The sequence below is a fragment of the Ruegeria sp. CJ2 genome, assembly GCF_056536745.1.
Window position 1 is genome coordinate 43,511 of record NZ_JBQFQF010000005.1, and the last position, 23,205, is coordinate 66,715.

Genomic DNA, 23,205 nt, shown 5'->3' on the forward strand with positions numbered 1-23,205 from the left:
TCGATATGATGGATACAGCGATACTCGATCTGCTCGAGGATATTGGACGCACCTCGGTCGCGCGCCTGAATCCGGCTGTGACTCTGACGGCCGAGACAGCCTCTGCCCGCCGTGAGCAGGTCCTGCGCACAATTCGCGGAACGGTGCTGCCACGTCGTCTGGAATTCACCGCCGCGAATGGCGATTGCCTTGCGATCGAGGTCAACAGCTCTCGGGTCACGGATGTGTTTCGTGTGCGCTCAGGCCTGGTTCCCGATTTTGAAACGGAAGCCCGCGATAATCTTGCGGATAAGCTTGCCCAGCTCGTGTCAGATATCGCCGCAGCACCCGGTCCGATGGAACTTATCTCTCTGCAACCCGACATCGCGCTGGAAGCCGATGATGTCGGTATCACTTTCAGCGAAATCTCGGACGCATGCCGTTCGATCGAGTTGCCTGCGGAACCTGTCGTCTCGATCGTGCCGGATCTGGACGAAAACGAAGTGGCCGACACCTCGGACGGGCTGGCCAGCCAATTCTATGCCGGATCCGATCGTTTTGCGCAGGGACGCGTTCAGATAAACATGTCCGATGGTGCATCCATGCAAGCGGACGGCGCGTGTGCCCCGGACCAGCCCATGCATGCCGACAGTGATCTGCTTAAACAATTCGCCGCTGATCTGGCCGGTTGGGACAAGGACACGTCGGCGGTACAAGATCATCCTCAGCTAATCGTCCTGCGACCCTCGGGCGGGAAGGGAACCGCACTGGCAGTCCTGCACGACGGCACTCAGATCTCGGCAGCCGTGCACGAGGCGCGTAAATTGGGCGCAGTTGTCAGTCTTTGGAAAACTCTCACCGAGGCCGACGCATGAACCGGCCCCTAACATTCAAATTTTCAACGAATTCAATCCTTGATTAGGATTAACCAGGGTAAGTGTTATGAGTGAAAATCAACGTCGTGAGTTGATACGCATCGCCGAAGAGATGAACGGCGTCAGCAATGAAGAGACCCAGCAGTTCATTTCTCGGATCGTCAGCGATCTTTCCAACCTGAAACCGTCCATCGCGTTTGTCGGGCAAATCAAGGCGGGAAAATCCCGGCTGATCAATGGGTTTACCGCACAGGCCGGGTATCTGCCGTCCGACGTAAACCCATGGACGACCGTAATCACCGACATGCATTTCGGTCACCCGTCGGGCCGAACCGACGGAGCAGAGTTCCATTTCTTCGACAATCGCCAGTGGCAGGCGCTCATCGCTGAAGGCGAAGAGCTGCGCAACATGTTTCCCGATGACGAGGATAGCTATAAGCGCGAGATGATCGAAGAGCAGGTCGACGCGATGAAAACCCGCGCCAAGCTGCGTTTGGGCGAAAGCTACAAACATCTGCTTGGCCAGCATCACGACCTTGAAAAACTCACATCCGACGATTTGGCGCGCTATGTCTGCGCGGGTGACGATCCCACTGAGGACGGCGAGTATGATCCCGGCTCGGATCGCGGTTTGTACAGTGACATCACGCGCAAGGCCGAGGTATTTTTTGACATCGGTCACTTCCCGTTTCCAGTCACGGTCACGGACACGCCGGGGGTCAACGACCCCCTTCTGATCCGAGAAGAGATTTCGCGTCAGTATCTCAAGGAATCCGATTTCTTTGTGGTGGTTCTGTCCGCGCATCAGGCACTTTCACGAGCGGACCTGAAACTGTTCCGCCTGATGCAGGCGCTGGAACTGGGGCAGATCGTCGTCTTCATCAACCGCGTCGATGAACTTGGCGAGGGCGCAGATGACGCTGCCAAAGTGCGGTCCGATGTGATGGACGGGTTGGACAAAGCACTTGGCAACTCCGACATTGATGTTCTGATGGGCAGTGCGCAATGGGCGCATTATGCACTGACCGGCGATGAAACAGGCATTAACCATGATGATGTTCTGGCTTGGTTGCGGGCCCATCCCGAGCAGATGCAGCAATATCTGGACGGCGTGGAAGAAATCAAACAGGGCCCCGGCCCGATCAGTCGCGAAGGCGTATTGCGTTTTGCGGCCATGATTGCGTCCGGCCTTCCCGATCTACGCCGGCACGTGACCCGCGCCCTGAACGACGGGCCCCGGAACGAACATCTTCGCATGGCCTGGCAACACCTCAACAGCTTTGCCCAAGGTGAGGTTGAGCGGTCCAAGGCCCATCTGCGTGCCATTGAGGATGAATCCGCGAACAGCCCAAGCGCAGGGTCCGAAAACGACAAGACCCTGGCGAGCATTCGGGATCTGGTCAGCGAGAAAACTGCTGGCATCGTCAATGACATGGACGAAGTGCTGGCAAATCTTCGCGGCGTCATGGATGACACCGTGGCCGAAGCTGTCTCGGGCGTTGTAAGGGGTCCCAGCGGCGCATCTCCGCTGCTGGCTAAAGGCGGTGAAACGGAATTGAACTTTGGACCGCTGCGGGATCGCATGCGCGAGCTGGTTCAAGGGGCAACACAGGTTGTGCGGCAAAGAATGCTCAGCGAACTTTATGCCGTCGACATGCAAAGTAATGCAGCCTTGCGTTCACTCCCTGGATGGCAGGACGCGACCGAAAACCGTATGAACACCAGCGCGGTCAGGTGGTTCCGTCCGGACACCACGGCCCTGACCCGGGGCATTACGGTCGAACTGCGCGTCACTTGGCTGTCACGCCTGATTTCCCGGAAAAGCGTCGTGTCGCGCGCTGAACAGATGATCGTTCAGGAATTCGAGATGATCGGCGACGATCTGGTGGACACCGCGCGTGGGGACCTGATGGAGCGGTTGAACACTGTGCTGGATCACTATCTCGCATTGTTGGCCGGCCACCTTGAACACCGGTCCGGCTCGGGTGAAACCAACCCCAGAACCGAGGCACAAAACGCGTTTGACAGCGCCCAGCGTGTGGCAGATGAACTGGAAGCCGTTTTCGGCCCTGACCCCTCAAACAAGATTCTACCTGAGGCTGCGGAATGATCGAATTTCCCGGAACCGAGCAGGAAGTGCGCAAACTCGAGCGCTTTCTGACCGCCACCGAAAAACTACCGTCGGACCCTGCGCTGGACGACATGCGCGCCCGGGCGCTGGCCCATGCCGAGCGGCTTTCAAACGCGGTGAATATCGGTTTTGCCGGGGAATTCGGGGCTGGTAAATCCAGCCTGGCCAACATGCTCGCCGGGGCAGATATCTTGCCGACCGGACCACAACATCTGAAGCTGCCACTGGTGATTGTCGCCTATGCCGAAGCCCCGGAAACCACAGTTGGCTGGTGGGGCAAAGAGCCCAAAGTGTACTCGGGCATCGCGTTGGAAAAGGCGGCAGCCGACAATCCTGATTTTATTTCCGTCGGCCTGAACACCCCGGCCCTTCAGGAAATTTCGCTGTTTGACCTTCCCGGCGCAGGCGCGTTGGACGAATCCTACAAGCCAACGCTTGATCTGTTGAAATTTGTCGACTGCGCAATCTGGTGCACCAACGGCACCAGCGCATGGCGGGAAACGGAACGTCATCTTTGGTCGCAGGTTCCGCAGGAATTGCGGGCCAATAGCCTCTTGGCAGTGACACATGCTGATCTGCCGCCCGTCAAAGATTCACTGGATCGAATACTGGCACGCCTGAACAAGGAAAAGGACGACATGTTCCGGTCCGTGGTTCCGATTGGAACCCCTGTTGCTGTTCGCGCCATGTCGCAGGAACCCGAACCTGATTTTGCCCTGTGGGAAACCTGTGGCGGTCAGAACCTGGCCGAACAAATTTTGGAAATCGCGTCGAACCGCCGGCAGGCGGATATCGAGGCCGCGCGCACAGATTTAGAGCGCGATCTTATGCCCTATCTGGACACGCTCGAGCCGCCGGAGGCGCAGCCCAGCACGCCAGAATATTCGCCAATTCAGGCGACGCTAGAATCTGCACTGCCAGCGTTAGAGAACCCAATCCTCGAAGATTGGCTGGCCGCGATTGCCAGCATCTACGAAGACCTGAAGGAAAGTTCGGATATTGAACCGTCCGCCTTCTTGCATAGCTGTCAGGAAATCGTCGAAGACTTTGCCGAACGCCTGGAACAGGGTGGGGAAATCAGCTCTGAGGCCGATTGGATTCCGGGCGAGTTCGAAAAGGCCACTGACCTGTTGCTGTTGCTCCAGTTCGAAACCGGTGACGCCCCGCTCAGGGATGCAATCAGCATCCTGGCGCAGCTCAGCGATAACCTTGCCTGGGCCGGCAGCCGCGCAGACTCCCTACAGTCCAAGACCGGCACCTGACTATTTCGCGCTATAATTGAGCTGCAAAGCAGCGATTCGAGGACCACAGAATCGAGTCGGTATTGTTTCGGAATCAGCTACCAATCATTGCAAAATCGCGATTCAGTCCGCAAATATTGCGCCTCTTCTATCAACATGTAGTCACGTTCGCCACACGCCAAACTATATCTGGATTTCCCGCGATTCCAGTTCTCAGTGAAGCCATGAGGCGGCCCCAATAAAGTCAAATTTGAAACGTCTAACAGACTCAAGTGTCCTGCGGTTGTGTTTGGTTGTGAGTTGTTGGGCTGTTTGCCCCGTTAAATGAACCGCAAAATGATTAGAACGGGCGGGAAGAAATGAGCCACAACCAGGCTGTCGGTGCGACGCACGACGAACCGAAAATTGAGGGACTTCAACCGGGCGCCAAGCTCTTGCGCGGACAGTACGAGATCCTGCGCTTTCTCAGCAATGGCGGCTTCGGGATCACCTATCTGGCGAGAAACAGCCTTGAGCGGGAAGTCGTCATCAAGGAATGCTATCCGGGGGCGTTGTGCCGCCGAAACGGTGATCTTGTAGAACCTGTCGAGGCCGGGTTCGAAAACGACCTGCGCTCGATCATTGATCTGTTCATTCAGGAAGCCCGCAATCACGCGCGTCTTGTCCACCCCAACATCGTCGATGTTCATCAGGTCTTTGAAGACAACAACACGGCTTACATCGCGATGGACTTCATCCAGGGGTGTGATCTTCTGGATTATGTCGAAAACCCGGACAACGACACCGGCCCTGATTTTATCGTTCAGGTGACCGAGAAAATGCTGTCAGCGGTGTCTTTCATTCACCAAAGCGGCATGCTGCACCGGGATATCTCGCCCGATAACATTCTCATCGACGAGAATGGCGAACCCGAATTGATCGACTTTGGCGCAGCCCGGGAACAGGCCGCCAACCAATCCGCCGCCCTTCTGACGTTGCGCGTGATCAAGGATGGCTATTCCCCGCACGAATTCTATGTCCGTGGAGCCGAGCAAGGGCCCAGCAGTGATTTGTATGTGCTGGCAGCGACGCTGTATCACGCCATCAGCGGGGAACGCCCGATTGACGGTCAGACACGTCTGAACGCCTTCAACAACAGCCAGGACGACCCGTATGAGCCATTGACTGGACGCTTCAAAGGCTATCCGGAAGGTTTCTTGGAAGCGATCGACAAAGCGATGGAGGTGCACGCGACAGATCGTCTGCAAACTGCGCTGGATTGGCTGCGCATGTTCCGCGGTCCGGGTGTAATGTTCGACTCGTTCGATTACCGGCCCGTTTCGGTGATCGTTGCAATGGACCGCAAGGATGAGGCCGCCGAGAAAGCCCGCATCAAGGCCGAAAGCGAAAACGCTGAAGCCGTCGTTACGGCTCTGTTGGCGGGAAACTCGGACATCGTTCTGGGCAATGAAGACAAGAAAGAAGATGAACTGGCCCAGTTCACACCGAAAGAAGAACCTCCGGTGGCAGTGGACACAGTCGTCAAAAGCGGATCAGGCGGCAGCGGCAAACTGATTGCTGGCGTCGCGGTCGTCGCGGCTGCGTTGGCCGCTGGTGGATTTTTCCTGATGCCCGGCGCAAAGGATACATCCACCCAAGACACAGAAGTATCGCTGGCACCCAGCCCAGACATTTCCGAGACCGTAGGTGTAGCGCCGTCAGAAGACGAGCAAGTAACACCTGAGGTCGCGGTAGATGAGGCACCCAAGCAGGTGGAACCCGAGCCAGAACCTATCGAGCAGACTCTGGTTCAACCGGCTGCCACACAAGAGGCAGACGCCCCGGCAGCCGGAACCCCACCGGAAGCCCCCGCCGCTGTGGAAACCGGCACCCCCGCAGAAACGCAGGTCGCGTTTTCTCACTGGGACGTCGAGATTCCATTTCAGACCTCCAAGCGTCGGGCTTCAACAGGTAATGTGATCGCGGTCACCCGGGTGGATTCTTCCCGCGACATGTCGATCATCGGCGAATGGGTTCAGCGCGGCGCCGCCATCTACACGTTGAATGGCAAGCCGGTTCAGGCTGACGCCACCTTTGCGGCGCAAATTCTGAACGACCTCAATGTGGACCCTGACGGTTATATCCGTATCACCGCAAGGTATCGCCCGTTGGGTAAGACACGTGCTCAGAACGGATTGCTGGCGCTGCCTGCAATTCGCATGGTTGGCCTGGAGAACGGGTACGGGTTCAAGATCCGCAATTCGGACGGCGCTTCGTGGACGACAGTCGCTGAAACCGTTCCGGCCGGTGCCGCTGGCGGTCTGCAGGAAGGTGACGTCTTGGTGTCAGAGGCGCAAACCGGTGCTGCAATCGACGGACCGGAAAGCCTGGACACCGTGTTGAGCAGCCTTGTTTCCGAAGACAATTCACAGGCCCGTTTCACGGTCTTGCGGAATGGTGCCGAGGCAGAAGTTGTCATGCAATTGGCGCAGGAGTGATCAGACCGGTTCGATTGTAGTCCGCCAGTGTGTGTTTTGCTGAGGGTCGCGCGAAAGTCAGCGTTACCCCGACGGGGACCGGCCCGCCGCGGAAAGTATGAGTGACAAATGTTTCTAATCATCAGTGCCACTGTGCGGTCACGCGCAGGGGTGAGTAGCAGCCCCACAGGTCAGAAAGCCTGTGCCCAGTAACAAAAGGTGTCGTCACCATGTTCAAATACAAAAGCCCTCTTAGCCGGCTTCTCGAAGGTGCCGGCAAACCTAAAGAAGAAGAAACCGAAGAAGTCTCGGCTCCTGAGGCGGAAAAGCCCGAGCCGATTGCAGATTTCAACGCTCTGCGCGAAGCACTGGCCGGGGGCAACATGTCGTCGTCTGAAACCTACGAGGACAGTGACGAGTTGCTGCCCGAAGAGGAGATGCCGGAGTTCTCGGAAGAGGCTGACGCCGAGCCCGCCGAAGACATGGCCGAAGAGTTGGACGAGGTCGTAATGACCGAGGTCATCGCCGAGGTTCAGGAAACGGCTGACGATGAGGCAGTTTCGGAAGAAACCGACCCGGATCAGGTTGTGACGCTGCATGTCGCGCCCGAAGAAACCGTGGTCGCGGAAGAGATCGTCGTCGTCGACGCAACGCCTGAAGAAACGGTTGTTGAAGTCGTCGTAGAAGAGCCCGAGGCAGAAATTGAAGAACCTCAGGCGGACGCGGTTAAGAACATCGCCCCTGAGCCAGCGCCGGAACCGGCCTCTGACCGTCGCGGCCGTGTGAAAACGACCTTCCTTGGGTTCGAGCGTGCGGATACGCATGTTCAGGACCTGATCGAAACCGCGGAACCGGTTGCCAAAGCCGAGGCTGCCGAGCAGACATTTCCCGTTGGGTGGCTTGTGGTGACAAGCGGTCCGGGCCGCGGAACAAGCATCACCTTGTCCGAAGGTCTGATGCAGATCGGTCGAAACGATGATCAGGCCATCCAACTTGATTTTGGTGACACCGGCATCTCTCGTAGCAATCACGCCGTGATCGCCTATGACCCTGAAGATCGCAAATGCTATCTGGGACATGGCGGTAAGGCCAATCTTGTCCGCCTGAACGGTAAACCCGTTCTCAGCACCGTCGCCCTGAACAGCGGAGACCTTATTCGCATCAGCGAAACCACGGTCCGTTTTGCCGCCTTCTGTGACGACGGCTTTGACTGGCGGGATGCCTGATTGATGCTGGCAAACCCGGCATATGACGTTGCGCTGATCCTCGATCAGGGTCAGCGCGAAACGCAGGAAGACGCTGTTGCATCGCGTATGTTTGACGCAGCAGACGCTGCCTATGTCGTCGTTGCAGACGGTATGGGCGGGCACGATGCCGGGGAAGTCGCGGCAGAGTTCGTGATCAATGCCTGGCGCGAAGCGCTGGACCCCGAACTTGAAGCAACGACCCCGTCGGAATCCAATCTGGTGGATGCCTTGCCGCTTGCGGCAATGCTGGGCAACGCCGCTGTCTCGAACCACTGCGAAGAGCAAGGCGATGGCCTCCAAATGGGCTCGACGCTCCTGGGCGTTTTGATCCTGGGACAACGGGTATTCTGGATCTCGATCGGAGACAGTCCGCTCTACCTCTACCGGGACGGCGCACTGAGCCAGATCAACGAGGACCATTCCATGGCTCCGCTCATTGACGCTCAGGTCGCGGACGGCGCTCTGACCGAAGATGAGGCTCAAAATCATCCTGACCGGAATCAACTGACGTCGGTGATCATGGGCCGAGCCATCCCAAAGGTAGACTGCCCGGAAATTCCGGTGACCTTAAACGGCTCGGACGTTCTGATCGCAGGCAGCGACGGACTTCAATACATCACCGACACCGAAATTCTGGCGGTTCTTCAGGCCAACTCGAATGCGCTGGCGCAAGACATTGCCGACGCTCTGTTACGGGCGGTCAAGGCCAAGAACGACCCTGATCAGGACAATGTCTCGATCGGTGTCGTGAAACTCACAAGAAACGAATGAAGGCAAAGCGACAGGAAAAATGAGACCCAATCTGATCATATCCAGCCTGGCACTTGCTGCCGCCGCTGGTGCGGCCTCGGCGCAAGAGGCGTGCTCGACCTATGAAATTCAACGCGGCGACAGTCTTCGCGAACTGACCATCGAGGTTTATTCCACCGAAGACTTCCGCATCATTTTCGACGCCAACCGTGATGTGATCGGGAACAATCCGAACATCATTCGCGTGGGCGATGTGCTGACCTTGCCTTGTCTCGAAGACATTGGCCGTGCACCGGCTGAACCTCAGACCGAGGCCGAAGCAATGGCCGCAGAGATGGCATCTGAGCTGGTCAAGGCTGCCGAGGACCGCGCAGCCAAGGCCATCGCCGAAGCGAGGAAGGCCAGCGATGATGCCGTCATTGCAGCCCGTGCCGAAGCGAAGAAAGAAATCGAAGCCGCACGCAGCGAAGCTGCTGCTTTGATCCGCAACGCGGATACTGCTGAACGACCGGAAATTCGGGATCGCCAATTGTTGCTGATCACCGGCGGCAACTATGCCCCGTTCACGGACGAGGCCCTGCCCCATCGCGGCCTCTATACCAACCTGGTGGAAACGGCGATGCTGCGCGCGGCGCCCGAGCAGGCCTACAAGATTCAGTTCGTAAATGACTGGTCTTCGCATCTGGACCTGCTGATGCCGACGCTGGCCTTTGACGCAACCTTTCCCTGGTCGCGTCCCAATTGCGAAGAACCCGCGGCCCTGTCGGAAAAAGACCGCAACCGCTGCGAGACCTACAATTTCTCGAACCCTTTCTACGAGGTTGTCGATACATTCTTTGCACGCGAAGGATCGGGGTATGAGCAGACTCTGACCTATGCCGATTTCGCCGGAACCACGATTTGCCGTCCTGAAGGCTGGTCGCTGTCGCATATGGACTCGGTCGGTCTTTATGAGCCGGCGATTTCCCTGATGCGTCCAGTGTCCCCGGATGACTGCTTTCACGCTTTGATGGATGGCACTGCCGACATCGTGGCAATCGAAGCTCATCTGGCCGTCGAAGCGATTGGCCGTCTGGGTTACGAACACCGCATTATCGAAAACCCCAACCTGGCGGCGATCAAGTCGCTTAACGTCATGACCCACAAAGATAATCCGGATGGGGAAGCGATCCTTGAGACGCTCAACCAGGGTCTGGCGATCATGCAGCAATCAGGAGAGTGGCGCGACATCGTCTCAACCGCTCTGCGTCATCAAATGGAAAATGGCTAAGGCCCCAAATCGGCCTGACAACAAAATAGTCTGGAGGAAGTGGACATGTTTAGTTTCAACCTGAAGAAAGTCGCGCTGTCGGCAACTGCCGTCACCGCCCTGAGCGCCGGAGCCGCCGCCGCGCAGGAAGCCTGTACAAATTACACCGTCGAGGATGGCGACACGATGGCAACAATCGCCATCGCAGCCTACGGCACGTCGAACTACCAGCCGATCTTCAACGCGAACCGGAACGCAATCACGAACCCGAACGCACTTGAGCCGGGTCTGGTACTGGCTCTGCCTTGTGAAGACGGCAGCTTGCCCAACGGACAGACCGCGCAGGAAATCATCGCAGCCGAGGAACAGCGCGCAGCCAGCGTAAAGCGTTCCAATGTCTACGCTCCGCCGATCAAAATGGTTGCGGGCAATGGCTGGGAACCCTTCACCAGTGAAGGTCTGGGCGGCGGCGGCATCATGACCCGTCTGGCGACCACCAGCCTTCAGCGCGCAGGCAACCAGCGCGATTATTCGGTCAGCTTTGTGGATGATTGGGCATCGCACCTGGATACGCTGCTGCCGCTTGGGGCCTTCGATATCTCAATCGCCTGGACGGTTCCGGATTGTACCAACCGCACCTACGAATGGTCCGCAGAAACTGAAGCACGCTGCACGCAATTTGTGGCCTCGGTTCCGGTCTACGACGTCGTGGGTGGATTTTTCACCTTGCCCGAAAGCAACTATGTCAACGCAACCTCGTTCTCGGATTTCGAAGGCGCCACCATCTGCCGCATGGCCGGTTGGAGCATGGTTGTTCTGGAAGAGGTTGGTCTGAACCGCACCAACACCACCGTGGTGCAGCCGAACTCGGCGCGCGAATGTCTTGATGCCGTTTTGACCGGCACCGCAGATGTCGCCGCGTTCGAGGTCGAACTGTTTGCCGCCACCAAGAAAGACATGGGTCTGACCTCGGCCGACATCGTGGAAAACCCCTATGTCTCAACCCTGTCGTCCATGAGCTTCCTGGCGCACCGCACCAACCCGTTCGCACGCGAATACATCGCCATGATGAACAAGGGCCTGAACGAGATGCGTGAAAGCGGCGAATGGTACGCGATCATCTCGGATACGCTGCGCGAACAGAATGAAAAGCTGAACGCAGCATCGAACTAAAAGACGGTGACGGGGCTGGCATGTCGTCAGCCCCGTTTCACAAGCCTCATCGTCCACCGCTTAGCGGATATCCGGTTTAACCAATACCGAGACGAGCCACAGAACTCCAATAACATTGCCGGCGACGCTATGGCTTCCCGCGCTCGCAGAAAAAAAGGGACCGACTTTCGAGGTCGGTCCCTTTTTCATTGCTTTCCCTCGCGCACTTGGACGCAGGGTGCCAGACATCAGTCGATCAGGGCATTCAGTGTCGCGCTTGGGCGCATGACTTTGGCAGCCTTGGCGGGATCGGTGTGATAGTAACCGCCCAGATCCGCAGCGCCGCCTTGGGCTGCCGCCAATTCGGACAGGATCTTCTCTTCACCATCTGCCAGCGCTTTGGCCAAAGGTGCGAACTCCGCTGCCAGCGCCGCATCATCGGATTGCGCGGCCAGCGCCTCAGCCCAATAGCGTGCGAACCAGTAGTGGCTGTCCCGGTTGTCAGGCTGGCCCACCTTGCGGCTTGGCGAACGGTTATTGTCCAAAATGCCTTGCGTTGCGGCCTCGGCTGCGGCCCCCAGAACGCCTGCCTTGGCGTTGCCTTTGCTGTCGGCCAGGAAATTCAGGGATTCACCCAGCGCGCAGAATTCACCCATCGAATCCCACCGCAGGTGGCTTTCCTCGACCAACTGCTGAACGTGTTTCGGGGCCGAACCGCCGGCACCGGTTTCAAACAGACCGCCGCCATTCATCAGCTTGACGATGGACAGCATCTTGGCCGAGGTGCCCAGTTCGAGGATCGGGAACAGGTCGGTCAGGTAGTCCCGCAGCACGTTGCCGGTGATCGCGATCGAGTCGTTTCCTGCCGTGATCGTCTCCAGCGACTGACGGGTCGCTTCGCGCGGGGCGAGGATCAGGAACTTGTCGGCCACACCCGCGGCCTCAAGCGCCGGTTTGACGTATTTGATCAGCTCAGCGTCATGGGCACGGTTTGCGTCCAGCCAGAAGATCGCCTCGGACCCGGTCAGGCGCTGACGATCCATGGCAAGCTGAATCCAGTTCTCGATCGGCGCTTTCTTGACGGTGCAAGAGCGCCAGATGTCACCCTTTTCGACCTCATGCGCGTGCAGCACGTCGCCATTGGCCAGAACGATGCGGATGGTTCCGTCCGCAGGGGCCTCAAACGTAGTCGGGTGGCTACCGTATTCCTCAGCCTTCTGTGCCATCAGGCCCACATTGGCAACCGCACCGGCGGTGGCCGGGTTCAGCGCGCCATTGGCTTTGAAGAAGTTGATCGTTTCGTCATAGACGGGCGCATAGCAACGGTCGGGGATCACGCAGTTGGTGTCGCCCTTGGCGCCGGTCTCATCCCAGCCCTTACCGCCCGCGCGGATCACCGCAGGCATCGAGGCGTCGATGATCACATCGGACGGCACATGCAGGTTGGTGATGCCCTTGTCGCTGTCGACCATATACATGGAGGGGCGGTCGCCCTTGATCGCGTCGATGGCGGCGACGATTTCGGCATTGTCTTTGACCCGCTCCAGCAGGTCGCCCAGACCCGAGTTCGGGTTCACACCCAGCGCGTCCAGTTCCGCGCCGAATTTGTCAAAAACCGGGGCGAGCCACGCCTTGACCGCATAGCCAAAGATGATCGGGTCCGAAACCTTCATCATCGTGGCTTTCATATGCAGCGAGAACATGGTGCCGTCGGTCTTGGTGTCTTCAATGGCGTCCGCCAGGAAGGAAGACAGGGCCTTGACCGACATGAAGGTCGCGTCAGCAACCGTACCTTCGGCCAGCGGCCAGCCGTCTTTCAGAACGGTAACGCTGCCGTCTTTACCGACGAACTCGATCTTGGCATCCCCGGCTTGAGCGGCAGTGATGGTTGCCGATTTCTCGTTGGCATAGAAGTCATTGCCCGACATGGACGAGACTTTGGTTTTGCTGTCCGAAGCCCACTCACCCATCGAATGCGGGTTCTTCTGAGCATAGTTCTTCACAGCACGCGCAGCGCGGCGGTCGCTGTTGCCCTCGCGCAGAACCGGGTTCACGGCCGAGCCTTTGATGGCGTCATACCGGGCGCGGATCGCTTTTTCTTCGTCGGTCGAAGGTTCCTCGGGGTAGTTCGGGATATCGTAGCCCTGCGCCTGCAACTCTTCCATCGCGGCCACCAACTGCGGCACCGACGCAGAGATGTTCGGCAGTTTGATCACGTTGGCTTCCGGCGTCTTCACCAATTCACCCAAAGCGGCCAGATCATCGGTAATGCGCTGTTCCTCGGTCAGCTTCTCTGGGAAGGTCGCCAGGATGCGACCAGCCAATGAAATATCCTTGGTGCCAACACTGACGCCCGCGGCCGAGGCGAACTTGCGAATGATGGGCAGGAACGAGGCGCTGGCCAGTTCGGGCGCTTCGTCTACAATGGTATACAATATGTCGAAGTTCGATTTATCTGCCATATTCTTTTACCTTTTTTAAGCCTTTCGGGGCGTGCGATCCAAGAGTTTGCCACGATCACATGGCGCGGGTGGGGCGCGTTTATCCTACTGCCCCAACGGTGACTCTGATTTGACAGGGCCTCCCATAAATCACGATTGGCTTGGGATCAATCGCAACTGGATGCGCATTTTGACACGTTTTGTAGAAAATCGTGGGGCAGACGCGTGTCAGACACCCCACGTATCGCTGAGTTTGTACCCCCCGGGCCATGGATCGTCAGGGTCCAGCATGTGTTGATGAACCCCGGTAATCCAACCACGACCGCCAATTTCAGGAATAATTGCGGCACGGTCGCCAACGGTTGTTTCGCCAACAATCTTGCCTGAAAATCGTGACCCGATGATTGATTCCGCTTCGAACGTCTGACCCGATGTCATTTCACCTTTTGCCATCATCAACGCCATCCGCGCCGACACTGCGGTTCCGGTTGGAGAGCGATCAACCTTTCCCGGCTGAATGGCCACGGCGGATTTACCACGCAATCCGGTTTCGGTGGATTCAAGCGGGCCGCAAAAGGCGCAAAATGAAATGTGATTCCAGTCCCTGTTGGTCGGGTGGTTAAACCCAATCTGGTCGTTGGCCGCATTCGTTATTGCCACGCCCAAACGCGCGATGTCACGTGCAGCCTCTTCCACGATCTCAATCCCCAAGGTCGACGCGTCAACGACAACGAAACTGTCCCCGCCAAATGCAGTATCCACCGTCAGAGTACCGACGCCCGGCACCTCAAGAGGCACTGCGATCTTGTCGGCAAAACTGGGAAGGTTGCGCACGAAAACACGTTCAGCCTTGCCGTTCCGACAGTCGGCGCGGACATGAACCAATCCTCCGGGGGCTTCGAGAACCAGATGAGTGACAGGGTCCTGCATCGGAATAATCCCACTATCCAACAGCACCGTAGCCACACAGATCGAGTTCGACCCGGACATGGGCGGCGTGTCTTCGGGCTCCATAATAATAAAGGCGGCGTCGGCGTCCGGGTGCTTTGGCGGAACAAGCAGGTTCACATGGCGAAAAACGCCACCGCGCGGTTCGTTGAGAACAAAGTTCCGCAATGTCTGGTCTTGCGCGATGAACGACCGCTGATCCCACAGCGTATCACCGGGAGGCGGTTGAACCCCGCCCACGATAACGTCGCCGACCTCACCTTCTGCATGGGCGGATATGACGTGAATCGTTTTTACACTTCGCATGACGCCTCCTCAGAACCGCGCCGGAGAGTACGGAGCCACCGAAATCGGCAGGTCCCGATCATCAATGAGTGCCGCGACAAGTTCAGCAGTGCCTGCCGATTGAGTCAGCCCAAGATGCCCGTGGCCAAACGCGTAAATGACGTCAGCCGCATTTGGCGACCGCCCGATCACGGGAATGCTGTCCGGCAAGGACGGGCGAAAACCCATCCACTGTGTGCCGCCCTCGGTCTTCAAACCGGGAAGAAACTGAGTGGCTTTCTTCAGCAAGGTGTCCGCGCGTTTGAAGTTCGGCGGCAAGTTTAGCCCCGCCAACTCAACCGCGCCACCCACGCGGACGCCGCCATTGATCCGGCTGGCCACAAAACCATGACGGGAAAAGGTCAGGTGCATCCGAAGATCAAAGGCGCCTTCGGGCAAGGTCGTGTTATAGCCTCGCTCAGTCTCAAGCGGGATATAATCGCCGAGTGTCCGTGCAAGGTGATGCGACCACGCGCCTGCGGCCAACACGAGTTTCGAGGTGTCAATCGCACCCCCTTGCGTTGTGATGCGCACACCGTTTTCCAACGGTGTCAGCGCCCGAATGTTATGCTGTTCGATTCTGCCCTGTCGATCACGGAAAGCTTGCGCCAGATGCTCGACCCAAGTCTTCGGGTCGATCGTGTTCAACCAATCCGGCGTAAACCCGGCATGCGTGAACCTTGAACTGAGACCGGGCTGCATTTCGGCAATCGCTTCCGGGCTTTCCAAAAGCTCGTACTTGATCCCGTGGGCCCGGCGTACCTGCCAAGCTTGCAGGCTTGCGCGGAATTCAGCCTCGGATTCATAGAGCTGCATCTGCCCGTCGCGCTGCATCAGGGGCTCGCCATTGACCGCAGGTATCAGCCGCTCCAATGCCGCCGCAGACAGTCGCATCAGGTTGGCCTGCGCCCCCAGCAACCTGGCGTATTGTCCGGGTTGGCTGGCGCGCCAGAACCGGTACATCCAAGGCGCGATCTTGAGCGCATAGGTCGAGGGAATGGACAACGGGCCAAGCGGGTCCAGTAGCCATTTCGGGGCTTTGCGCATAATGCCCGGCGTCGCCAACGGCTCGACCTCGGGGAACGCAAAAGCACCGGCATTTCCGGCCGAGGTTTCAGCCGCAACGCCGCCCTTGTCCAATACCAGCACCGAATGGCCACGGCGCTGCAATTCCAGAGCGGTCGTGATGCCGATAACACCGGCCCCAATGACAATGACCTGTTCGGTCACAACTCAATCCCGTCCTTGAAAGGATCAGCCTTGTCAAAGATCAACGTCGCCTCGGCCATGATGAAAGCCTGTCCAGTAATCGAAGGGGTCACACCACCGTTCAGGCCGGGTTGGTAGGAAAGCCGATACGTGCTTCCAATCACACTTTGCTGCAAGATTTCCTCTCCGGGAGCCAAAACACCATCCGCCGCAAGGCATGCCAGCCGCGCCGAGCTGCCAGTTCCGCAGGGTGAGCGATCGTAATTGTTGTCCGGGCAGAGGACGAAATTGCGACTGTGAACGCCATGGTCGGGTGAGGCGTCTTGAAAGATGACGTGGTCTATGGCTTCGCCCTGCTCCCCTCCTATGCCCTGAGAAATTGACGCGTCCCGGATCGCAACACTCATATCTGTCAGCTTGCGGATGTTACCAGGCTCAACCGGAATCGGGCTTGGGTCAACGATGAAGAACCAGTTACCTCCATAGGCAACATCGCCGGTTACGGCTCCGTATTCGGGCACTTCGATCGAAACGTCGCGGTGGACCCGCCGGCTTTCGATATTCGTCACGGTGACTGTATGCGCATCGTGCAGTTCGACCGTGACAATACCGGCAGGCGTTTCGATCCGATGAGATCCAATACCTATGCGTCCCAGATGCCCAAGGGTCACGGTCAGGCCAATTGTTCCATGCCCACACATGCCAAGCACAGCATCAACGTCAAAGAAGATCACCCCGGCAACACAGGTCTGATCCACAGGCTCGACCAACAGCGCCCCGACCATGGCGGTTTGACCGCGTGGTTCAAGCATGACCGACCGATAAAACCCTTCGTGATCTTCCGACAACCTTCTGGCGCGTTCGGACAAGGCCCCAGAGCCCAAATCGGGCGCACCATTCAGGATAACACGTGTTGGCTCCCCTCCGGTGTGGCTGTCGATCACATGCATTCAGCGATCACTCCGCCCTGTTTTGACCAGTTGGCAAACCACGCCCCGAAAAGCGCGTATTGCTGCTCACAATAGTTTCGCTGCGCATCTGTCAATTCATCCGTTTCGTTAAAGTGCAGACGGTATTCCTGCTCCCCGTTCAGCACCAGTAAGTGCTTGTAATAAAGCACCAGGTCCGGCCCTTCGTCAAAGCTGGACAGGACGTGAATCGCCTCGGTCAACTCCTGGGCGCGCAATCGAGCCTCGGCGCTCCCTTTCGCCGCTTTCTTGGACAGCGCAGCCAAAAGCAAAGCCTCGCGCGGCAAGGCGGTTCCTATGCCGGTGATCGACCCGGTTGCGCCGCAATTTACAAAGCCGTGGTACACTTCGGTGTCGACCCCGACCATCAACGTCACCTGATCATCTTGGCTGGTGATGTTTTCAGCGGCATAGCGCAGGTCATCCTTACCCCCAAACTCCTTGAACCCGATCAGGTTGGGATGTTCTGCGCGCAGGGCAAAGAACAGATCGGCCCGGGTCGCGAAGCCATAATAGGGGCTGTTGTAAATGATCGCCGGGACGTCCGGCGCTGCGTTCAGGATCGCTTTGAAATGGTTTTTCTGCGCAGTCGGAGCGCTGCCGCGCGACAGAACGCGCGGAATGACCATGAGGCCAACGGCCCCAACTTTCTGCGCATGGGTCGCATGTGCAACGGCTGACTTCGTGTTTATGGCCCCCGTGCCGACGACCACGGGCAGGCCCGCTGCGATGAGACGCTCGACACCTTCCATCCGCTGCTCGTCCGTCAACAAGGGCCAATCACCCATCGACCCACAATAGACGACCGCCGACATGCCAGCGTCGATCATCTGCTGCCCTTTGCGAACCAGCGCATCAAAATCAGGCGTGCGGTCAGCCTTACAAGGGGTCATCAGCGCAGGCATGGTCCCTATGAACACATTGGTCGACATTCGTGTCATCCTTCCAACTAAACTGCATCCGGGCGCTGGTTTCAGGCCCATTCAACTCGCCTTATCGGATATTGGATACAAAATCCAGAGCAATGGCGCCCAAAAAAACGCGCCGTGCTGGTGCACCGGCGCGTTCCTTACTGGGACCCATCAATATGGATATTACCGGAGTCTTCCCCCCGTTTCAGGGTCAAACAGCATGGCACGTTCCGGGCGGACATTGATACCGATCCGTTCGCCCTGTTTGCTGCGCTGATCTTCGCGTTCCTCAACGATCAGTTTGTCGCCATTTGGGGTCAACAAATACGAATAGCTCACACCACCCAAAGCTTCGGTCAGATCTACGGAACAGGTATCACCCGCCCGATCAACTTCGATATGCTCGGGTCGGATGCCCAGCGTGACCTTGGTCATGCCTTGGGGCACAGCCACGCTCATCTCCAATGGCTCGGCCAGCGCGGGGTGCAGGATTTTACCATCCTCAAACTCACACTCCAGAAAATTCATGGCCGGAGAGCCAATGAATCCGGCGACAAAGCGGTTGTCCGGATCACGGTACAAGTCCATCGGTGCGCCGACCTGCTCGATCCGTCCGTCCCGCAGAACTACGATCTTGTCTGCCATCGTCATGGCCTCGACCTGATCATGGGTCACATAGATCATCGTCGCGCCAATCTCATTATGCAGGCGCGCAATTTCAACGCGCATTTCCACCCGAAGCTCGGCATCCAGATTGGACAATGGTTCATCGAACAAAAAGACCTCGGGCCCGCGGACAATCGCACGGCCTATGGCGACCCGCTGACGCTGACCACCCGACAGAGCCTTTGGCTTGCGCTTGAGATACTGATCCAGTTTCAGGATGCCCGACGCCTCCTGTACTTTCTGGTCGATCTCGGATTTCGCCACGCCGTTCATACGCAGCCCGAACCCCATATTCTCGGCAACCGTCATATGCGGGTAGAGCGCATAGGTCTGAAATACCATCGCCACACCCCGCTTGGCCGGGTCCATATGCGTGACATCCCGCGAACCGATATGGATTTGTCCTTCGGACGTTTCCTCAAGCCCCGCGATCATCCGCAGCAGAGTGGACTTGCCGCACCCCGAAGGTCCGACGAATACACAAAACTCCCCATCTTCGATTTGCAGATCAATACCATGAATAACCTGCGTTTCGCCGTAGCGCTTGATCGCCTGGTTCAGAGTTACACCCGTCATGTCGCTTGCATCCTGTCGTTATCGGTGTTCGGGCGGGTCTCCGGGAACCGCCACGCCTGTGCTTCGGCCCCAATCTGTTCAGCCACGCGGCGAACACGGGGTACCCAGGTTTCCAATTGTTTGAAATTCATGCGCTCGGTGGTTCCAGTCACCGAGATTGCCCCCAACATCCGCCCGCCTGCCGTGAGAACAGGGCAGGCAACGCAAATGATTCCGGGCTCGTGCTCTTCGTCATCGACCGCATATCCGCGCTCGCGTATCAGGTCGAGATCGGCCCGCAACGCATCCTCAGACGCCAGAGTCTTGTCCGTGAACCTGTGAAAACTTTGCTGCGAGACAGCTTTATCCAGCGCGTCACCAGCCAGATACGCCATCATCGCCTTGCCGACACCTGTGCAATAAGCAGGACCGACTTTTCCAGCTTGCGAATACATCTCGATCGGCTGCGTCGCGTTGCGTTTATCAACATAAAGTACCTGACCGGCATCCATCTGCGCCAGATGCACCGTCTCACCGGTCTCGCGGCTGAGAGCATCCAGAAACGGCCGCGCGATTGGCGCAAGCGAACTTTGTGTCCATGCAGAATGGGCCAACCGCACCAGCCTCAATCCCGGCATATAGGTTTGCCGGTCCGGGTCGTAGGACAACATGCCCTGATTGGTCAGTGATTGCAGGAACCGGTATAAGGTTGCCTTGGGAAATTCACTTCTGTCCAACAGCTCCGCGAATCGAACGGGGCGCTGAAATGCAGCGACCTGATCCAGCACGTCACATGCTTTGCCTATTGTTCCGTCACCTGCCACGGGCGCGTTATCTCCTCCATTTACCCACGCACATCGACACGAGGGTCTTGACAAGACTAACCGAGTCGATGTGTAGTTTTCAATATATAAAACAAGGTTTCATTATTTGGAACCACGTGGATGCAAAGGGAGGAAATTATGCATTCCATTTACAAGCGCACTACGGCTGCGCTGGCCATGAGTGTTGCATTGGCTGTTCCGGCCTATGCCGAACTGACCGGCGAGCTGCGAATCTTTCTTGATACGTCCAACCCTGCGCCGCGCGCGACAATGGAAGCGATGATCGACCGTTTCGCAGAACAACATCCCGGTCTGGAAATCGAGACCACCGTGATCGACCGCGAAGCCTATAAGACTCAGATCCGCAACTTTCTGACGGCCGACACACCAGATGTCGCGACATGGTACGCCGCCAACCGTATGAAACCCTATGTCGAAGCTGGCCTGTTCGAGGACGTGTCCGACCTGTGGGCCGAGCCTGAGATCGCCGACAACCTAGCATCGACCAAGGGCGCGATGACCATCGACGGCAAGCAGTGGGGCGTGCCCTATACCTACTACCAGTGGGGTGTTTACTACCGCAAAGACATCTTTGATGAGCTGGGCCTGTCAGAGCCGACCACCTGGGAAGAAGAACTGGCAAACTGCCAGAAAATCGTCGATTCAGGCCGTGCCTGCTATACGATCGGCACCAAGTTCCTTTGGACCGCGGGTGGCTGGTTCGACTATCTGAACATGCGCACCAACGGCTTTGACTTCCACCAGCAACTGGCCAATGGCGAAGTGAGCTGGGAAGACGATCGTGTCAAACAGACTTTCGCGAACTGGAAACAGCTGATTGATATGGGCGCGTTCATCGACAACCACCAGACCTATAGCTGGCAGGAAGCCCTGCCCTTTATGGTCAATGGTGAAGCGGCCGCCTATCTGATGGGTAACTTCGCTGTAGCACCGCTGCGTGAGGCGGGCCTCAGCGACGATCAACTCGACTTCTACCAGTTCGTTGCCATCAACCCCGATGTTGAATTGGCAGAAGACGCACCGACCGACACCTTCCACATCCCGGCAAACGCATCCAACAAGGAAGCCGCGCGGGAATTCCTGCGGTTCGTTGTTTCGGCTGACGAACAGACCGAAATCAACAATGGCTCGAACCTTGGACAACTCCCGGTCAATGCCAAGTCTTCGGTCGACAACGACAAATTCCTGAACCAAGGCTTTGAAATGCTTTCGTCGAACAGCCCCGGCGGTGTGGCCCAGTTCTGGGACCGCGACGCACCGGCTGAAATGGCCAAAGTGTCGATGGAAGGTTTCCAGGAGTTCATGGTCAAGCCTGACAACGCCGACAAGATCCTCGCCAAGCTCGAGCGCGCGCGTCAGCGTATCTACGACAACTGATCCGGCATGGGCCGGGCTGAAGCCCGGCCTACGTCACCCTCAAATGTAAGGCGGGCTTCAACCCGCCTTCGCCCCACCAGACCCGAGATACCCCATGTCCGCTGTCGACACCCCGGAACAAGAAAGCTGGTTCCGCCGAAACCAACAACGTATCGCGCCTTGGCTGTTTCTGGCCCCCGGCCTGTTGTTCTTCATGGTTTACGTGATCATTCCGGTCTTTCAGTCCTTCAACTTGTCACTTTACGAATGGGATGGGCTTGGCTCGGCCGAATATGTGGGCTTTCGCAACTACGAAGACCTGTATTGGGAATGGGTCGACCGGGATGCTTTCTTTGTATCGCTCAAGAACAACCTGATCTGGCTGCTGCTTTATTTGGCTGCAATCCCGGCGGGCCTTTTCATCGCGCTTTTCCTGAACCAGACAGTTTGGGGCATCCGGCTATACAAATCCCTGTTTTTCTTTCCCTTCGTGATTTCTCAGGTCGTTGTCGGGCTGGTTTTCACATGGTTCTACGACCCGACATTCGGGCTTTTGAACGAATTCCTGGGCTTCTTTGGCCTCGGGCCATTGAATGTTCTGGGCGACGAACGGTTCGTCACCTATGGCATCATCGTCGCGGGCCTCTGGCCGCAGACGGCGTATTGCATGATCCTCTATCTGACCGGCCTGAACGCGGTGGACCCCGAACAGATCGAGGCCGGACGTCTGGACGGAGCCAAAGGCGGACGGATGCTGTGGCACATCATCCTGCCGCAACTGCGCCCGGCCACCTTCATCGCCTTCGTCGTCACAATCATCGGTGCGCTGCGGTCGTTTGACCTGATCTCGATCATGACCCAAGGGGGGCCATTCGGGTCGTCCCGCGTGCTGGCCTATTACATGTTCGAGGTTGCGCTGTCCGAATACGGTTTCCGCATGGGATACGGCGCCGCCATCGCGGTGATCCTGTTCCTGATCATGCTCTGCTTCATCGCCTATTTCCTGTGGTCGATGTACCGCGAAGAGAGAGGGCACTGAGATGTTTCCCAAACCTATCGAAAAACAATCTCGCGCAGCCCAGATTTCGTATCAGGCCATGTTGCCGCTGGCCCTTCTGCTGTGGCTGGGGCCGTTGCTGGCCGTCGCCCTGTTCTCGGTCAAACCGGCTGCGGACTTTACCAATGCGAACTACTGGGGCATGCCCTCCAGTTTCGAGGGAGCGTTCAACTACGGGCAAGTCTTTTTCAATTCGGATATGCCGCGGTATCTGCTGAACTCATTCCTGATCACAATCCCAACTGTGATCGGGGCCGTTGCCCTTAGCTGCATGACCGGGTTCGCGTTGGGGATTTACAAGTTCAGATCGAACCTGTGGATTTTCTTCATGTTCGTGGCGGGCAATTTCGTACCGTTCCAAATCCTGATGGTGCCGGTGCGCGACCTGACATTGCAACTGGGCCTGTACAATACCAAAACCGGCCTCGTCCTGTTCCACATCGCGTTCCAAACGGGCTTTTGCACGCTGTTTATGCGGAACTTTATCCGCGCCCTACCGTTCGAGTTGATCGAAGCAGCCCGGGTCGAAGGTATCAGCGAATGGCGCATCTTCTGGTACGTCGTCCTGCCGCTGATGAAACCTGCGATTGCGGCGCTCAGCGTGCTGATCTTTACCTTCATCTGGAACGATTATTTCTGGGCCGTCGTCCTGACCCAAGGCGCTGAAAGCCAACCGGTTACTGCGGGGATCACCAGCTTCAACGCGCAATTCCGGGCCGCCTATCAGCTCATGAGTGCAGGCTCGATCGTGGCCGCGTTGCCGCCGGTGGCCATGTTCTTTCTCATGCAGAAACACTTTATCGCGGGGCTGACCCTCGGTGCCGTAAAATAACGCCAAGCCAAAG

18 protein-coding genes are annotated in these 23,205 nt (G+C 57.6%); 11 read left to right on the forward strand and 7 right to left on the reverse strand.

Annotation, left to right across the window (positions count from 1 at the left end):
* The first annotated feature begins 5 nt into the window (after window positions 1-5).
* The 8 genes from ACR0MS_RS08770 (at window position 6) to ACR0MS_RS08805 (ending at window position 11,101) form a co-directional block, all read left to right on the forward strand.
* Window positions 6-854: a hypothetical protein gene (locus ACR0MS_RS08770; RefSeq protein WP_480573915.1), complete on the forward strand. Its 849-nt coding sequence runs from the start codon at window positions 6-8 to the stop codon at window positions 852-854.
* A 67-nt stretch (window positions 855-921) separates the two neighbouring features.
* The gene (locus ACR0MS_RS08775) at window positions 922-2,964 is read left to right on the forward strand and encodes a dynamin family protein (RefSeq protein WP_480573918.1); all 2,043 of its coding nucleotides are present in this window, start codon (window positions 922-924) and stop codon (window positions 2,962-2,964) included.
* On the forward strand, window positions 2,961-4,247 hold the full coding sequence (locus tag ACR0MS_RS08780; protein WP_480573921.1) for a dynamin family protein: 1,287 nt from the start codon (window positions 2,961-2,963) through the stop codon (window positions 4,245-4,247). Before ACR0MS_RS08775 ends, ACR0MS_RS08780 begins: the two co-directional genes overlap by 4 nt.
* 338 nt (window positions 4,248-4,585) lie before the next feature.
* A complete protein-coding gene (locus ACR0MS_RS08785) occupies window positions 4,586-6,703 on the forward strand; it encodes a protein kinase domain-containing protein (protein WP_480573924.1) in 2,118 nt (705 codons plus the stop codon).
* A 209-nt stretch (window positions 6,704-6,912) separates the two neighbouring features.
* Window positions 6,913-7,908 (forward strand): FHA domain-containing protein, encoded by a 996-nt coding sequence (locus ACR0MS_RS08790; RefSeq protein WP_480573927.1) that lies wholly within the window; start codon window positions 6,913-6,915, stop codon window positions 7,906-7,908.
* Between the two features lie 3 nt (window positions 7,909-7,911).
* Window positions 7,912-8,700, forward strand: a complete 789-nt coding sequence (locus ACR0MS_RS08795) for a PP2C family protein-serine/threonine phosphatase (protein WP_480573932.1) — start codon at window positions 7,912-7,914, stop codon at window positions 8,698-8,700.
* 19 nt (window positions 8,701-8,719) lie between these two features.
* A complete protein-coding gene (locus tag ACR0MS_RS08800; protein WP_480573936.1) occupies window positions 8,720-9,949 on the forward strand; it encodes a peptidoglycan-binding protein LysM in 1,230 nt (409 codons plus the stop codon).
* Between the two features lie 45 nt (window positions 9,950-9,994).
* On the forward strand, window positions 9,995-11,101 hold the full coding sequence (locus ACR0MS_RS08805; RefSeq protein WP_480573939.1) for a peptidoglycan-binding protein LysM: 1,107 nt from the start codon (window positions 9,995-9,997) through the stop codon (window positions 11,099-11,101).
* Between the two features lie 227 nt (window positions 11,102-11,328).
* Here the strand turns inward: ACR0MS_RS08805 and ACR0MS_RS08810 are convergent, their stop codons facing one another.
* The 7 genes from ACR0MS_RS08810 to ACR0MS_RS08840 all read right to left on the reverse strand — a co-directional run bounded on the left by ACR0MS_RS08810 (window position 11,329) and on the right by ACR0MS_RS08840 (window position 19,926).
* Window positions 11,329-13,542 carry an NADP-dependent isocitrate dehydrogenase gene (locus ACR0MS_RS08810; protein WP_480573942.1) on the reverse strand — a complete coding sequence of 738 codons (2,214 nt, stop codon included), beginning with the start codon at window positions 13,540-13,542 and terminating at the stop codon, window positions 11,329-11,331.
* Between the two features lie 207 nt (window positions 13,543-13,749).
* Window positions 13,750-14,775: a trans-3-hydroxy-L-proline dehydratase gene (locus ACR0MS_RS08815; RefSeq protein ID WP_480573945.1), complete on the reverse strand. Its 1,026-nt coding sequence runs from the start codon at window positions 14,773-14,775 to the stop codon at window positions 13,750-13,752.
* A gap of 9 nt (window positions 14,776-14,784) precedes the next feature.
* A complete protein-coding gene (locus tag ACR0MS_RS08820; RefSeq protein ID WP_480573948.1) occupies window positions 14,785-16,023 on the reverse strand; it encodes an NAD(P)/FAD-dependent oxidoreductase in 1,239 nt (412 codons plus the stop codon).
* Entirely contained in the window at window positions 16,020-16,952 is a 933-nt protein-coding gene (locus ACR0MS_RS08825; protein WP_480573951.1) for a 4-hydroxyproline epimerase, read from the reverse strand. The genes ACR0MS_RS08820 and ACR0MS_RS08825 overlap by 4 nt, the downstream gene beginning before the upstream one ends.
* On the reverse strand, window positions 16,943-17,902 hold the full coding sequence (locus ACR0MS_RS08830) for a dihydrodipicolinate synthase family protein (RefSeq protein WP_480573954.1): 960 nt from the start codon (window positions 17,900-17,902) through the stop codon (window positions 16,943-16,945). Before ACR0MS_RS08830 ends, ACR0MS_RS08825 begins: the two co-directional genes overlap by 10 nt.
* Window positions 17,903-18,064: 162 nt before the next feature.
* Window positions 18,065-19,123 (reverse strand): ABC transporter ATP-binding protein, encoded by a 1,059-nt coding sequence (locus ACR0MS_RS08835; RefSeq protein ID WP_480573957.1) that lies wholly within the window; start codon window positions 19,121-19,123, stop codon window positions 18,065-18,067.
* Window positions 19,120-19,926: an IclR family transcriptional regulator gene (locus ACR0MS_RS08840; RefSeq protein ID WP_480573960.1), complete on the reverse strand. Its 807-nt coding sequence runs from the start codon at window positions 19,924-19,926 to the stop codon at window positions 19,120-19,122. The genes ACR0MS_RS08835 and ACR0MS_RS08840 overlap by 4 nt, the downstream gene beginning before the upstream one ends.
* A 138-nt stretch (window positions 19,927-20,064) precedes the next feature.
* On the opposite strand from ACR0MS_RS08840, the gene ACR0MS_RS08845 reads away from it, so the two are divergent.
* From ACR0MS_RS08845 to ACR0MS_RS08855, 3 genes are all read left to right on the forward strand, one after another.
* Window positions 20,065-21,324: an ABC transporter substrate-binding protein gene (locus ACR0MS_RS08845; RefSeq protein WP_480573963.1), complete on the forward strand. Its 1,260-nt coding sequence runs from the start codon at window positions 20,065-20,067 to the stop codon at window positions 21,322-21,324.
* Between the two features lie 94 nt (window positions 21,325-21,418).
* Window positions 21,419-22,342 carry a carbohydrate ABC transporter permease gene (locus ACR0MS_RS08850; protein WP_480573966.1) on the forward strand — a complete coding sequence of 308 codons (924 nt, stop codon included), beginning with the start codon at window positions 21,419-21,421 and terminating at the stop codon, window positions 22,340-22,342.
* Window position 22,343: 1 nt separating this feature from the next.
* Complete coding sequence (locus ACR0MS_RS08855; RefSeq protein ID WP_170389207.1) at window positions 22,344-23,192, forward strand: carbohydrate ABC transporter permease; 849 nt, start codon at window positions 22,344-22,346, stop codon at window positions 23,190-23,192.
* The last annotated feature ends 13 nt before the right edge of the window (window positions 23,193-23,205 follow it).

Bases quoted from the DNA above. Each gene is read 5' to 3' on its own strand.
- ACR0MS_RS08855 (WP_170389207.1), top strand. From the start codon at position 22,344: ATGTTTCCCAAACCTATCGAAAAACAATCTCGCGCAGCCCAGATTTCG.
- ACR0MS_RS08805 (WP_480573939.1), top strand. From the start codon at position 9,995: ATGTTTAGTTTCAACCTGAAGAAAGTCGCGCTGTCGGCAACTGCCGTC.
- ACR0MS_RS08780 (WP_480573921.1), top strand. From the start codon at position 2,961: ATGATCGAATTTCCCGGAACCGAGCAGGAAGTGCGCAAACTCGAGCGC.
- ACR0MS_RS08835 (WP_480573957.1), bottom strand. From the start codon at position 19,123: ATGACGGGTGTAACTCTGAACCAGGCGATCAAGCGCTACGGCGAAACG.
- ACR0MS_RS08785 (WP_480573924.1), top strand. From the start codon at position 4,586: ATGAGCCACAACCAGGCTGTCGGTGCGACGCACGACGAACCGAAAATT.
- ACR0MS_RS08830 (WP_480573954.1), bottom strand. From the start codon at position 17,902: ATGTCGACCAATGTGTTCATAGGGACCATGCCTGCGCTGATGACCCCT.
- ACR0MS_RS08775 (WP_480573918.1), top strand. From the start codon at position 922: ATGAGTGAAAATCAACGTCGTGAGTTGATACGCATCGCCGAAGAGATG.
- ACR0MS_RS08790 (WP_480573927.1), top strand. From the start codon at position 6,913: ATGTTCAAATACAAAAGCCCTCTTAGCCGGCTTCTCGAAGGTGCCGGC.
- ACR0MS_RS08810 (WP_480573942.1), bottom strand. From the start codon at position 13,542: ATGGCAGATAAATCGAACTTCGACATATTGTATACCATTGTAGACGAA.
- ACR0MS_RS08795 (WP_480573932.1), top strand. From the start codon at position 7,912: ATGCTGGCAAACCCGGCATATGACGTTGCGCTGATCCTCGATCAGGGT.
- ACR0MS_RS08800 (WP_480573936.1), top strand. From the start codon at position 8,720: ATGAGACCCAATCTGATCATATCCAGCCTGGCACTTGCTGCCGCCGCT.
- ACR0MS_RS08845 (WP_480573963.1), top strand. From the start codon at position 20,065: ATGCATTCCATTTACAAGCGCACTACGGCTGCGCTGGCCATGAGTGTT.
- ACR0MS_RS08825 (WP_480573951.1), bottom strand. From the start codon at position 16,952: ATGCATGTGATCGACAGCCACACCGGAGGGGAGCCAACACGTGTTATC.
- ACR0MS_RS08770 (WP_480573915.1), top strand. From the start codon at position 6: ATGATGGATACAGCGATACTCGATCTGCTCGAGGATATTGGACGCACC.
- ACR0MS_RS08850 (WP_480573966.1), top strand. From the start codon at position 21,419: ATGTCCGCTGTCGACACCCCGGAACAAGAAAGCTGGTTCCGCCGAAAC.
- ACR0MS_RS08815 (WP_480573945.1), bottom strand. From the start codon at position 14,775: ATGCGAAGTGTAAAAACGATTCACGTCATATCCGCCCATGCAGAAGGT.